This window comes from Billgrantia endophytica, assembly GCF_002879615.1.
Taxonomy (GTDB): domain Bacteria; phylum Pseudomonadota; class Gammaproteobacteria; order Pseudomonadales; family Halomonadaceae; genus Halomonas; species Halomonas endophytica.
Window position 1 is genome coordinate 22,160 of the sequence record NZ_PNRF01000017.1, and the last position, 12,421, is coordinate 34,580.

12 protein-coding genes are annotated in these 12,421 nt (G+C 62.3%); 2 read left to right on the forward strand and 10 right to left on the reverse strand.

Annotated features, from left to right (window positions below):
- Positions 1-104: 104 nt before the first annotated feature.
- The 4 genes from phnE (C1H69_RS08740) to phnD form a co-directional block, all read right to left on the reverse strand.
- A complete protein-coding gene (gene phnE / locus C1H69_RS08740) occupies positions 105-914 on the reverse strand; it encodes a phosphonate ABC transporter, permease protein PhnE (RefSeq protein ID WP_102653023.1) in 810 nt (269 codons plus the stop codon).
- Positions 908-1,726, reverse strand: coding sequence for a phosphonate ABC transporter, permease protein PhnE (gene phnE, locus C1H69_RS08745; protein WP_102653024.1), 819 nt, complete (start codon positions 1,724-1,726; stop codon positions 908-910). The genes phnE (C1H69_RS08740) and phnE (C1H69_RS08745) overlap by 7 nt, the downstream gene beginning before the upstream one ends.
- Positions 1,713-2,519: a phosphonate ABC transporter ATP-binding protein gene (gene phnC, locus C1H69_RS08750; protein ID WP_102653025.1), complete on the reverse strand. Its 807-nt coding sequence runs from the start codon at positions 2,517-2,519 to the stop codon at positions 1,713-1,715. The genes phnE (C1H69_RS08745) and phnC overlap by 14 nt, the downstream gene beginning before the upstream one ends.
- Positions 2,520-2,608: 89 nt before the next feature.
- Positions 2,609-3,610: a phosphate/phosphite/phosphonate ABC transporter substrate-binding protein gene (phnD, locus tag C1H69_RS08755; protein ID WP_102653026.1), complete on the reverse strand. Its 1,002-nt coding sequence runs from the start codon at positions 3,608-3,610 to the stop codon at positions 2,609-2,611.
- A gap of 157 nt (positions 3,611-3,767) precedes the next feature.
- On the opposite strand from phnD, the gene C1H69_RS08760 reads away from it, so the two are divergent.
- Together C1H69_RS08760 and C1H69_RS08765 are read left to right on the forward strand one after the other, a co-directional pair.
- Positions 3,768-4,358, forward strand: a complete 591-nt coding sequence (locus tag C1H69_RS08760; protein ID WP_102653027.1) for a histidine phosphatase family protein — start codon at positions 3,768-3,770, stop codon at positions 4,356-4,358.
- A 128-nt stretch (positions 4,359-4,486) separates the two neighbouring features.
- Positions 4,487-4,918, forward strand: coding sequence for a hypothetical protein (locus C1H69_RS08765; RefSeq protein ID WP_102653028.1), 432 nt, complete (start codon positions 4,487-4,489; stop codon positions 4,916-4,918).
- Between the two features lie 29 nt (positions 4,919-4,947).
- Here C1H69_RS08765 and C1H69_RS08770 read toward each other — a convergent pair whose 3' ends face one another.
- From C1H69_RS08770 to ahpF, 6 genes are all read right to left on the reverse strand, one after another.
- Positions 4,948-5,676: an amino acid ABC transporter ATP-binding protein gene (locus C1H69_RS08770; RefSeq protein WP_102653098.1), complete on the reverse strand. Its 729-nt coding sequence runs from the start codon at positions 5,674-5,676 to the stop codon at positions 4,948-4,950.
- A 148-nt stretch (positions 5,677-5,824) separates the two neighbouring features.
- Positions 5,825-6,925, reverse strand: a complete 1,101-nt coding sequence (locus C1H69_RS08775) for an amino acid ABC transporter permease (protein ID WP_102653029.1) — start codon at positions 6,923-6,925, stop codon at positions 5,825-5,827.
- Positions 6,926-6,934: 9 nt separating this feature from the next.
- Positions 6,935-8,125 (reverse strand): amino acid ABC transporter permease, encoded by a 1,191-nt coding sequence (locus tag C1H69_RS08780; RefSeq protein ID WP_102653030.1) that lies wholly within the window; start codon positions 8,123-8,125, stop codon positions 6,935-6,937.
- 115 nt (positions 8,126-8,240) lie between these two features.
- Entirely contained in the window at positions 8,241-9,269 is a 1,029-nt protein-coding gene (locus C1H69_RS08785) for an amino acid ABC transporter substrate-binding protein (protein ID WP_102653031.1), read from the reverse strand.
- Positions 9,270-9,464: 195 nt separating this feature from the next.
- Complete coding sequence (locus C1H69_RS08790) at positions 9,465-10,487, reverse strand: amino acid ABC transporter substrate-binding protein (protein ID WP_102653032.1); 1,023 nt, start codon at positions 10,485-10,487, stop codon at positions 9,465-9,467.
- A 211-nt stretch (positions 10,488-10,698) separates the two neighbouring features.
- Positions 10,699-12,255 carry an alkyl hydroperoxide reductase subunit F gene (gene ahpF, locus C1H69_RS08795; RefSeq protein WP_102653033.1) on the reverse strand — a complete coding sequence of 519 codons (1,557 nt, stop codon included), beginning with the start codon at positions 12,253-12,255 and terminating at the stop codon, positions 10,699-10,701.
- Between the last annotated feature and the right edge of the window lie 166 nt (positions 12,256-12,421).

Sequence of the window (12,421 nt, forward strand, 5' to 3'; positions counted from 1 at the left end):
CCTTGATGCGGGTTGATGAAAGTCCGCCAATTCCGGCTGACGACCCTCACCCTTCAACATGGCAAGGGCGGCTCGCATGGTCAACCGGCCAAATGCCGGGCAAGCTAGAGCACCTTGCCCCTCAGAAGGCTGGTAACGGCCTCGCCGATCAGGACCAGCACCACGATGGCGATCAGGATGGTGGCCACGGTGGGCCAGGCAAAGGTGTCGATCGCCCCCTGCAGGATGACGCCGATGCCACCGGCGCCCACCAGGCCCAGCACCGTCGATTCGCGAATGTTGATGTCCCAGCGCAGGATGACGATGGCAAAGAAGGCCGGCATCACCTGGGGCACGATGGCATAGGCGATCACCTTGGCCTTGGAGGCTCCCGTGGCTTCCATGGCTTCCACCGGCCGCCGATCGATCTCCTCGATCGCCTCGCCCATCAGCTTGCCGATGAACCCGATGGAGCGAAACATGATCGCCAGGATCCCGGCCAGCACTCCGGGGCCGAAGATCGCCACGAACAGCAGCGCCCAGATAATGGTATTGACCGAGCGGCTGGATACCAGGATGAAGCGCCCCAGCCACAGGCAAGCCCGGTTGGGCGTCGTGTTCTGCGCGGCAATATAGGATACCGGCAGGGCAATGAAAATCGTCAGCATGGTCGCCAGGGTGGCGATATGCACCGTCTCGATCAAGGCACTGACGATCTGGGCGAGACCCCGCGGATCGGGGGGCCACATGCGTGCGCCCAGGCTCGATATCTGATTCGGGGCATCCCATACCCAGGGCCAGAAGATATCGATGTCGCGCACCGTCCAATAGACCACCATCAGCGTCACCAGCATGACCGCGTAACGGATCAGGCGCTCCTTGCGGTCATAGCGCTGCCAGACGCGATCCGCCAAGGCTCCGGCTTGATCTACCATATCTTTTTCCTTACCCAGCCGCTGATGCCTTCGCTGACCAGAATCACCGCGATGATGATCAACAGGATCGCGAAGGCGAAATCATAGTCATAGCGTCCGAAGGCGTTCATCAGGGTGCCGCCGATACCCCCGGCACCGACGATCCCCACCACGGCCGAGGCCCGCAGGTTGCTGTCGAGCTGGTACATGGAAAGCCCTACCTGGCGCGGCAGGATCTGCGGGAAGACCGCATAGAAGAGGGTAGCCATATAGCCGGCGCCGGCTGCGCGCATCGCTTCCACCTGCCCCCAGTCGATCTCCTCGATCTCTTCCGCCAACAACTTGCCGACGAAACCGATGGAGTAGAGGGTCAGAGTGAGAATGCCGGCCAGGGGGCCGAAGCCAACCGCGGCCACGAACAGGATGGCAACGATCACCGGATGGAAACTGCGCGAGATGATGATGACCGCTCGACCGAACAGGTAGATCGGTAGCGGCGCGATGTTGCGAGCCGCCATCACCGCAAAGGGTATCGACAGCATGACACCGAGCAGGGTCGCCAGAATGGCGATCTGGAAGCTCTCCTTGAATCCGGTCAGCAGCAGGCCTCCGCGCTCGAAGCTGGGAGGAAAACCCCCGCCGAAGATGCGGGCCGCCCGGGGCAGGCCCTCGGCAATGCGGTCCCAGTTGAACGGCAGGCTGCCGAAAGCCCAGACCAGGTAAACCACCAGCAGCAGCCACAGCCCGTAGCGAAGGACCGGATTGGCGATGAAGGAAGGCTTGTGCCAGGTCCTGGGCCCCGGCGTCGTACCGGAGGCGTCAGGTCTGGTCATGGATGACTCCAGATTCGGCCTTGTCGGGCTCAGCGGTGAGTTCCTCTTCAGGCGCCTCGATGCCGCCATAGATGGCGTCCAGGGCATCCTTGGTGAAATCGGCCGGTGCACCATCGAAGATCATCTTGCCATGGCGCAGGCCTACGATGCGTTCGGTATAGGTCTTGGCTTGGGCGACGTTGTGGATGTTGATCAGCACCGGCAACGACAGCTCGCTGGCCAGGCTCTGCAGCAGGACCATGATCTGCTCGGACGTGCGCGGGTCCAGTGACGCCGTGGGCTCGTCGGCCAGCAGGACCTCCGGCTCCTGCATCAGGGCGCGTACCACACCGACTCGCTGACGCTCGCCCCCTGACAGTTCGTCGGCACGCTTGTTGGCATAGTGGGCAATTCCCACCCGCTCCATCAAGGTAAAGGCACGCTCGATATCGGCCTGGGGATAACGCCTCGAGATGGCCTGATAGAGATTGACATAGCCAAGCCGACCGGCCAGTACGTTCTCCATCACGGTCAGGCGATCGATCAGATTGAAACCCTGGAAGACCATGCCGATCTTGCGTCTCGCCCTCCTGAGGGCGCCCCCCTTCAGCGTGACGAGTTCCATGCCATTGAGCCGGATCGAGCCCGACGTAGGCTCAACCAGGCGATTGATACAGCGCAGCATGGTGCTCTTGCCAGCACCCGAGGCCCCGACGATGGAGACGACACTGCTGCCTTCTACCATCAGGTCCAGTTCCTTCAGGACCGGTTCATCACGCCCGTAGCGCTTGACCAGTTTGGAGATTTCCAGCATCCATCCACCTCATTATGCAGAGACCCGGCCGGTGGCCGGGGGCTCATACCCCGGCCGGACAAGACGATTCGCCCGATAGACCGCCAGGCTTACTCCTGCTCCAGGTCTTCGCGTGTATAGCGCACGTCGTTGGCCGCTTGGATGGTGCGGATCATCTCCCAATGCTCTTCGTAATTGATGGGTATGAACTTGTCGACACCCTCGAATTCGTCGCCCAGCGCGGTGCCGGTGAAATCGAAGGAGAAGAAGGCTTCCTCTATCTTTTCTACCAGATCGGGATGCAGGTTGTGGGCGTAATTGTAGGACGTGGTCGGGAAGGCGTCCGTCTCGTAGATGATCTTGACATCGTCCTCGTCGTAGAGGCCTCGGGCGGCCATGCGTTCGACCACCTCGGAAGCCACCGGCGCTGCGTCGTAGTCGCGTGCCACCACACCGAGCATCGACTGGTCGTGGCTGCCGGAATAGACCACCTCGTAATCCTCGTCGGGGACGATGCCGAGATCCGGGAACAGAGCCCGCGGTGCCAGGTTGCCGGAATTCGAGGTCGGCGAGGTGTGCGCCACCCGCTTGCCCGCGAGATCCTCGAGATCGTCGATGCCGGATTCGACGTGCGTGTAGACCTGCAGGGTATAGCCGAACTGGCCGTCATCGGAACCCATCAGGGCGAAGGGCACCGCACCGGCCAGATTCACCGCAAAGGGCGTCGGCCCGGTGGAGAAACCGGCGATATGCAGGCGGCCGCTGCGCATGGCCTCGACCTGCGCCGAGTTGGATTGCACGGCAAAGAAGCGCACGTCACGTTCGGTCACCTCCTCGAGGTGATCGATGAAGGGCTGCCAGATATCGGAATAGATGGCAGGGTCCTCGACCGGGGTATAGGCGAAGACCAGGGTGTCGGGGTTGTCCCATTCGGACTCGTCGGCAGGCCGGTCGGCGACCATGTTGCCATCTTCATCGCAGTAGAGGTCATCCAGGTCGCCACGTGGGCAGTCGGCTTGCGCCTGGGCGGATACGATCATTGCCAGGGGCAACAGGGAAGAAAGAGCCAGGGCGGCGAGAGGGTGCTTGTTCGGGATCTTGTGTGCTTTCATGGCGTGTCTCTCTGTCGGTCGTTGTTATAGGGTTATCGCGGACATGGCATACGGTGGGTAAGGTAGTCTCCAGATGATTGGTCGAAAGCGAACATGTTTCCGCATATCATGATCGAAAACGAAAACTCACGTTCAATCTAGGTAGTATGACGATAGCATGTCAAACAGTTTCCTCAACGCCCCGACCCCACGTCGCAACCACTATCTGCTGATGCGGCACGGCCATAGCCAGGCCAACGAACGGGGGCTGATCGTCAGCACGCCACGGCTCGGCCTGACCAGCTTCGGTCTGTCACCGCGGGGCGAAGCTCAGCTGGAAGCGCTGGTCGCCGACTGGCGCTGGCCAGAGCCGACCCGCATTCTCCATTCGGATTTCCAGCGCACCACCGAGACCGCGGCATGGGTGGCCAAACGCTTCGGGCTTTCCCTGCAGGCCGAGCCGCGTCTTCGGGAGCGAGTCTTCGGCGAATTCGAAGGCCAGCCTGACGAACACTATGCACGGGTCTGGGCCCTGGATGCGCATAGCCCCGAGCATCGTGAGCATGCCGTGGAAAGCGTAGCCAGCGTAGCCGCCCGGATGCAGGAGGTCATCGCGTCGCTGGAAAGTGAACGCCGGGGCGAGACCATTCTGCTGGTCAGCCACGGTGACCCGTTGCAGATATTGCTGACCGCACTGGGCGGACGGCCACTGAGCCAACACCGGGACCAGCCCCCTCTCCCGCCCGCCAGCATCACGCCGCTGACATGACCCCACGATCCGTTGATCGACGTAAGCAGCTGCACTCGACAACCAAACTGAGGTAGCATCCAGGCTTGCCGGCAGGGATGCCGAAGAAATCATCGTACCGCGATGTGCATCCAACGGGAGGACCCCTGATGCGACAATTCCTGTTCCCCCGCCGCCCACTGTCCCGCGGCACCCTTCTCACTTGCCACTTGCTGCTGCAACTCGGCCTGCTGGCCGGTGCCGCACTCTGGCTGATACCACGCACCCCCTGGCTGGCGCCCGTCGACTGGGCTGGCACCTGGCCTGTGCTCGCCATGGCGGCCGGTCTCTGGCTGTTGGCCGCCATGGTCCTGCGCCTGCTCGCCGAGCTATGGCTGCTGCCCCATCACATCAGTGAACGGGCTGGCTTCGCTCCCAGCGCAGTGGTCACCCGGTCCTTCGAGCGCCGCCCCGCGGTACATGCCGAGGAAGCTGCCTGGACCAGCGAGGCGCGTCACATGGAGACGGAACCCAGTGTGCTGGGCTCTGCCCGCGTCACACGTCCCGCAGAACCATTGAAGCCACAGCGCACCGCCAGCTGACCCGGCACAGGGGGTAGGCCTCGCTCGCCTCAGTGGCCCAATATCTGGCTGAGGAAAAGCCGGGTGCGTTCGGAGCGGGGGTTGTTGAAGAACGGCTCTGGCGCGTTCTCCTCGATGATCTGCCCCTGGTCCATGAAGATCACCCGGTCGGCCACGGTCTTGGCGAAGCCCATCTCATGGGTCACGCAGAGCATGGTCATGCCCTCCTTGGCCAACTCGATCATGACATCGAGAACTTCCTTGATCATTTCGGGGTCCAGCGCCGAGGTGGGCTCGTCGAACAACATCACCTCGGGATGCATGCACAACGAACGCGCAATGGCGACCCGCTGCTGCTGGCCACCGGAAAGCTGGCCGGGGTACTTGCGAGCCTGTTCAGCAATCTGTACCCGATCGAGATAGCTCATGGCCAGCGCCTCGGCCTCGCGGCGCGGCTTCTTCTGTACCCACATGGGCGAGAGGCAGCAGTTCTCGAGCACGGTCAGGTGCGGGAAAAGGTTGAAGTGCTGGAACACCATGCCCACGTTGCGGCGGATCTGTTCGATGCGCTTGATGTCTTGGGTCAAGGGGATGCCACCGACCACGATCTCGCCCTGCTGATGCTCTTCAAGGTGGTTGATGCAGCGGATCAGCGTCGACTTGCCCGAGCCCGACGGCCCGCAGATGACGATACGCTCGCCCTGCCTGACCTCCAGATAGATATCGCGCAGCACATGGAAGTCGCCATACCACTTGTTGACGCCGCGCATCTCGACCATGGGGGTGTCGGCGCCAGCCTTGGATGTTGATGCCTGTTCACTCATTGATGTCATTCCTGTCTCGGGTGACGCTTAAAGAAACGATGATTCATGTCGCGAGCGATGGGAGGCTGGCCGCCGCCGGCGCGCAGCAATGAATCGGCCTTCCCTAGCGCCTGTGGCCGGTATGCAGTTTACGTTCGAGGTACTGGCTGTAGCGTGACATGCTGAAACAGAAGATCCAGAACACGAATGCCGCGAAGACATAACCCTCCAGGGCAAAGCCCAGCCAGCGAGAATCCGACAGCGCCGCCTGGACGATACCCAGCAGGTCGAAGAGACCGATGATCATCACCAGGGTGGTATCCTTGAACAGCGAGATGAAGGTATTGACGATGCCGGGAATCATCATCTTCAACGCCTGGGGCAGCACGATGAGCCCCATACGCTTCCAGTAACCCATGCCCAGGGCAGCCGCCGCCTCTTCCTGGCCCCGCGGGATCGCCTGAAGCCCTCCACGGATCACCTCGGCCATATAGGCGCTCTGGAACAGAGTGATACCAATGAAGGCCCGGATCAGCCGGTCGACGCTGATACCGGTAGGCATGAACAGGGGCAGCATCACCGAGGCCATGAAAAGTACCGTGATCAGCGGAACGCCGCGCCAGAATTCGATGAACACCACGCAGAAACTCTTCACGATGGGCATCTCCGAACGCCTGCCCAGCGCCAGCATGATGCCGATGGGCAGGGCGCCCACCATCCCCACTATCGCCAGCACCAGGGTCAGCATCAATCCGCCCCAGCGATGGGTCTGTACTACCGGCAGGCCGAAGTGGCCGCCGTAGAGAAGGAAGTAGGCGAACACCGGGAAGCCCACGAGTGTCGCCAGCGCCACCCAGCGCTTGTACGGCAGCCGCGGTATCGCCAGCCAGGCAATCAGACCGGCAAAGGTGGCAAAGGTCAGGTTGACCCGCCAGATCTCGCTTCCCGGGTAGAGCCCATAGATGAACTGGCCGAGACGGGCGTTGACGAACACCCAGCAGGCGCCTTCCCGGGAACAGTCGTCACGACTGGTGCCGACCCAGTCGGCATTGATGAAGGCCCACTGGATCGTCGGCGTCAGCAACACGTAGAGCAGATAGAGCCCCAGCAGGGTGAACGCCGTATTCACCGGCCCGCTGAACAGGTTGGTACGCAGCCAGGCCACCGCGCCAATGGTGCTATTGGGTGCGGGGCGCGCCTCGATCATCTTGGATTGGATTGTCATGGCGCTCTCCTAGCGTTCCACCAGCGCCACGCGGGCGTTGAACCAGTTCATGAACATCGATACCAGCAGGCTGATGGTCAGGTAGACCGCCATGGTCATGGCGATGACCTCGATCGCCTGCCCCGTCTGATTGAGCGTGGTACCGGCGAACACCGACACCAGGTCGGGGTAGCCGATGGCAGTCGCAAGTGACGAGTTCTTGATCAGGTTGAGATACTGGCTGGTCAGCGGCGGTATGATGACCCTCATCGCCTGGGGAACCACCACCAGGCGCAATACCAGATTGCGCGGCAGGCTCAGTGCCTGGGCGGCCTCGGTCTGCCCGTGAGAGATCGCCTGAATGCCCGAGCGCACGATCTCGGCGATGAACGACGCCGTATAGATGGAGAGCGCCAGCCACAGCGCCAGGAATTCGGGGATGACCGTGATGCCACCGCGGAAGTTGAAACCACGCAGCTCCGGCACGTCCCAGGTGACCGGGACACCGGTGGCAACCAGCACCAGAAGCGGCAAGCCGAGGATCAGCCCCAGCGAGATCCAGCCCGCCGGGAGACGCTTGCCGGTGACCTCATGGCGACGCTTGTTCCAGACCACCAGGGCGATGCTTGCCATCACGGCGACGCCGAAGGCCAGGGGGATCAGGCCGAAACCGGATTCGAACAGCGGCTCGGGCAGGTAGAGCCCGCGCACGTTGAGGAAGACCACCTCACCCAGCGACAGGCTGTCACGGGCGCTTGGCATGGCCCGCAGTACGGCGTAGTACCAGAAGAAGATCTGCAGCAGCAGCGGAATATTGCGAAATATCTCGATGTAGCCGTTGGCCAGCCGGGCGATCAGCCAGTTGGGTGAAAGCCGGGCAATACCCACGGTAAACCCGATGATGGTGGCCGCCAGCACCCCCAGAGCAGAAACCAGCAGGGTATTGAGCAGGCCCACCACGAAGGTACGGCCGTAGGTGCTCTGGGAGGAGTAGTCGATCAGGCTCTGGACGATGCCAAAGCCCGCGGTATTGGACAGGAAACCGAAGCCGGTCGTGATGCCACGGGCGGCCAGGTTAGCCTGGGTGTTGCCGACGATATAGAGCAGGAAGGCGGCTACTGCCGCGATCAGCATTATCTGAAACATCAGAGCGCGCTTGGCGCGATCACGCCAGAAAGGCGGTTTTTGGCCCACTGGCCGGGCCTGGGGTCGAACGGACATGGAAAGACTCTCCGCCTGGATCCGTCAAGCAGGTATGCAAGCCCTGATCCGGGGTAACCGGATCAGGGCATGACAAGGCTCGAGGCGCCGTGATGCAGCGCCTCGGACGGTTCGGTCAGCGAATCGGCGGGGCGTACTGGATGCCACCTTCGGTCCACAGCGCGTTGATGCCACGCTCGATCTGCAGCGGCGAGCCCATGCCGACATTGCGCTCGAAGCTCTCGCCGTAGTTGCCTACCTGCTTGATGATGTTATAAGCCCAGTCGGCGTTGAGGCCCATGGCTTCACCGTAGTTGCCATCCTGGCCCAGCAGGCGGGCCACGTCCGGCGACCCGGAGTCGAGCATCTCGTCGACGTTCTCGCTGGTGATGCCGAACTCCTCGGCGTTGACCATGGCGAACAGCGACCACTTGACGATGTTGAACCACAGATCGTCGCCCTGGCGCACCACGGGGCCCAACGGCTCCTTCGAGATCACTTCGGGCAGGATGATGGCGCTATCGGGATCGGCGAGCTGTATGCGCAGCGCGGCGAGCTGTGAGGTATCGGAGGTCAACACGTCGCAGCGCCCCGCCTCGAAGCCACCCACGGTCTGTTCGGAGGTATCGAAGACGATGGGGTCGAACTCCATGCCGTTGGCACGGAAATAATCCGCCAGGTTGAGCTCGGTGGTGGTGCCCGACTGCGTGCAGATGGCGGCGCCATCGAGCTCCTCGGCGCTGGACACGCCCAGGTCCTGAGACACCAGGAAACCCTGGCCGTCGTAGAAGGTCACGCCAGTGAAGTTCAGGCCCAGGGTGGTGTCGCGGACGGTGGTCCAGGTAGTGTTGCGCGACAGCACGTCCACCTCGCCGGACTGCAGCGCGGTGAAGCGTTCCACGGCATTCAGCGAGATGTAGCGCACCGCCTCGGCATCGCCGAACACGGCGGCCGCTACGGCGCGGCAGACGTCGACGTCCAGCCCCTGCCACTCGCCCTGGTCATCCGGGGCGGAGAAGCCTGGCAGGCCATCGCTCACGCCACACTGCACGGCGCCACGGTTCCTGGTGTCATCCAGGGTGGAAGCCTGTGCCACGGTAGTGGCACCGAGTACCAGAGCGCCTGCCGAGGCCAGCAGGACCAACTTGTTTTTCTTGCTCAGCATGGGGATCGTCCCTTCGCAGAAATATTATTGATGTGTAAGTCATGCGTCGTGCATGTGTCCGCACCTTAGCAAGGTTTGTTCCAACTTAGGGATAGGGTAGGCGAAACCATTATTCAACGATCGAGCCAAAGGCGATACGGCTCGGTCTCCTGCCCCCAACTAGTGCCGCTTTCTCTGCTCATGCACCGTTTGGAGTCAACGCACTGGCGGCGCATACTGGATACCGCCATCGGACCATAATGCATTGAGCCCTCGGGCGATCTTGAATTCTGAGCCTTCGCCCACGTTACGCTCGAAGACTTCGCCGTAGTTGCCCACTTGCCTGATGATCTGGTAGGCCCAGTCGGCGGAGAGACCCATACCCTGCCCATGATTGCCGTCTTCACCCAGCAGACGCGCGATATCCGGATCGTCGGAGGTACGCATCTCGTCGACATTGTCGCTGGTGATCCCCATTTCCTCGGCATTGAGCATGGCGAACAGCGACCACTTGACGATGTTGAACCATTGGTCGTCGCCCTGGGCCACCGCAGGTCCCAACGGCTCCTTGGAGATGACCTCCGGCAGCACCACGGCACTGTCCGGGTCTGCCAGTTGCATGCGCTGGGCATAGAGCTGGGAGGCATCGGTACTGAGCACGTCGCAGCGCCCCGCCTCGAAGCCGCCAATCGACTGCTCCGGCGAGCCGAACACTACCGGCTCGTATTCCATGCCATTGGCCCGGAAGTAGTCGGCCAGGTTGAGCTCGCTGGTGGTACCGGACTGGGTGCACACCGCCGCGCCATCCAGTTCCTTGGCACTCTGAACACCCAGGTCGCTGGCCACCATGAAGGCCTGGCCATCGTAGTAGCTGACCCCGGTGAAGTTGATGCCGAGGGTGGTATCGCGGGTGGATGTCCAGGTAGTGGTACGAGACAGCACGTCCACTTCGCCGGACTGAATAGCCGTGAAGCGTTCTACCGAGTCCAGCGGCACGAAGAGCACGCTCTTGGCGTCACCCAGCACTGCCGCGGCAATGGCCCGGCAGATATCGGTGTCCAGGCCACGATAGTCATCCTCGTCATCCAGGGCCGAGAAACCGGGCTGGGCTGCATTCACGCCACAGCGCACCTGGCCTCTATCCTGGACGTCATCCAGGGTAGCGGCCAGGGTCAGCCCGATTCCGCCCAATACCAGTGCTGCGACCGATGGCACCGCTATCCGCCTGTTGTTCGACATGAAGGTATCCCTTTCACTCTGTAGGTACGTTATTGATCGATGGCCAAGTGTATTAGCCCATGCTGCAGCACCTTCACCATAGTCGTTTGCCGACAGGGGGCCCACATGATTCTTTGGCGGGGCGACGAGAACGAAATGCCCCCACAGGACGAACCTGTGGGGGCATTCTTGGATGGAACAGAGGCCGGCGGGATCCGCCGGCGACCGCCGGTCAGCTACGGATCAGGTAGTCGAAGGCGCCCAGTGCCGCCTTGGAGCCTTCACCCATGGCTATGACAATCTGCTTGTAGGGCACGGTGGTGACGTCGCCGGCCGCGAAGATGCCCGGCACGGAGGTCATGCCGCGGGCATCGGTGACGATTTCACCACGCTCCGAGAGCTCGATGGAGGAATCGGTGAGCCACTCGGTATTCGGCACCAGGCCAATCTGTACGAAGACGCCCTCCAGCTCGAGCTTGCGCAGCTCTCCGCTGGTCCGCTCCTCGTAGGTGAGGCCATTGACCCGCTTGCCATCACCGTTCACTTCGGTGGTCCGGGCCCCCTTGATCACATCCACGTTGGGCAGGCTGGCGAGTTTCTTCTGCAACACCGCATCGGCACGCAGCTCGTCCATGAACTCGATCAGGGTGACATGCTCGACCAGGCCGGCCAGGTCGATGGCCGCCTCGACACCGGAGTTACCACCACCGATTACCGCCACGCGCTTGCCCTTGAACAGCGGACCATCGCAGTGGGGGCAGTAGGCCACACCCTTGTTGCGGTACTCGTCCTCGCCAGGCACGCCCATCTCGCGCCAGCGGGCGCCGGTTGCCAGGATCAAGGTCCGGCTCTTGAGCGAGGCGCCCGATTCGAACCGCACCTCATGCTCACCGCCAGGCTGAGTGGCCGGCACCAGCTTGACGGCACGCTGCAGCGGCATGATGTCCACATCGTACTGCTTGACGTGCTCTTCCAGTGCGGCCACCAGCTTAGGCCCATTGGTTTCCGAGACCGAGATGAAGTTCTCGATGGCCATGGTATCGAGCACCTGCCCACCGAAACGCTCGGTGGCGACACCCGTGCGGATGCCCTTGCGAGCCGCATAGATGGCTGCCGCGGCGCCGGCAGGGCCGCCGCCCACCATCAGCACATCGAAACTCTCCTTGGCGTTGAGCTTCTCGGCATCGCGCTTGGCGGCACCCGTGTCGACCTTGGCCAGAATCTGCTCGAGGCTCATGCGCCCCTGGTCGAAGGGTTCACCGTTCAGGTAGATGCTGGGGACCGACATCACCTGGCGCGTCTCCACCTCGTCCTGAAACAGCGCGCCATCGATGGCGACATGCCGCACGTTCGGGTTGAGCACGGCCATCAGGTTGAGAGCCTGCACCACATCGGGGCAGTTCTGGCAGGAGAGAGAGAAGTACGTTTCGAAGTTCAGCTCACCTTCGAGGCCCTTGATCTGCTCGACCACGTCGTCGGAGGCCTTGGGCGGGTGCCCGCCGACCTGCAGCAGGGCCAGTACCAGCGAAGTGAACTCGTGCCCCATGGGGATCCCGGCGAATACCAGGCCGGTGTCTTCCCCGGGGCGATTCAGTGCAAACGACGGGACACGGGCATCGCGACCGTCGCCGTGCAGGGTAATCTTGTCGCTCAGGCTGGCGATCTGCTCCAGCAGCTTGAACAGTTCCTTGGATTTGGCGCCGTCATCGAGGGATGCGACGATCTCGAACGGTTGGGTGACCTTTTGCAGATAGGTTTGCAGCTGGCTCTTCAGATTGTCGTCCAACATGACAGCGGTTCCTTCATGTCTGGCTCATGAAAACAGCAAGCATCGGCGCAGTACACACGGCTGGAAGCCAGCGTGGAGGCGAGATGGTTGCACGTGTCTTGAAAAGCACCCGGGCGGAGCACGCCCGGGCGTGGAACTCACGAGGTCAGGGGGCAGACCCGTGGGT

Bases quoted from the DNA above. Each gene is read 5' to 3' on its own strand.
- phnE (WP_102653023.1), bottom strand. From the start codon at position 914: ATGGTAGATCAAGCCGGAGCCTTGGCGGATCGCGTCTGGCAGCGCTAT.
- phnE (WP_102653024.1), bottom strand. From the start codon at position 1,726: ATGACCAGACCTGACGCCTCCGGTACGACGCCGGGGCCCAGGACCTGG.
- phnC (WP_102653025.1), bottom strand. From the start codon at position 2,519: ATGCTGGAAATCTCCAAACTGGTCAAGCGCTACGGGCGTGATGAACCG.
- phnD (WP_102653026.1), bottom strand. From the start codon at position 3,610: ATGAAAGCACACAAGATCCCGAACAAGCACCCTCTCGCCGCCCTGGCT.
- C1H69_RS08760 (WP_102653027.1), top strand. From the start codon at position 3,768: ATGTCAAACAGTTTCCTCAACGCCCCGACCCCACGTCGCAACCACTAT.
- C1H69_RS08765 (WP_102653028.1), top strand. From the start codon at position 4,487: ATGCGACAATTCCTGTTCCCCCGCCGCCCACTGTCCCGCGGCACCCTT.
- C1H69_RS08770 (WP_102653098.1), bottom strand. From the start codon at position 5,676: ATGGTCGAGATGCGCGGCGTCAACAAGTGGTATGGCGACTTCCATGTG.
- C1H69_RS08775 (WP_102653029.1), bottom strand. From the start codon at position 6,925: ATGACAATCCAATCCAAGATGATCGAGGCGCGCCCCGCACCCAATAGC.
- C1H69_RS08780 (WP_102653030.1), bottom strand. From the start codon at position 8,125: ATGTCCGTTCGACCCCAGGCCCGGCCAGTGGGCCAAAAACCGCCTTTC.
- C1H69_RS08785 (WP_102653031.1), bottom strand. From the start codon at position 9,269: ATGCTGAGCAAGAAAAACAAGTTGGTCCTGCTGGCCTCGGCAGGCGCT.
- C1H69_RS08790 (WP_102653032.1), bottom strand. From the start codon at position 10,487: ATGTCGAACAACAGGCGGATAGCGGTGCCATCGGTCGCAGCACTGGTA.
- ahpF (WP_102653033.1), bottom strand. From the start codon at position 12,255: ATGTTGGACGACAATCTGAAGAGCCAGCTGCAAACCTATCTGCAAAAG.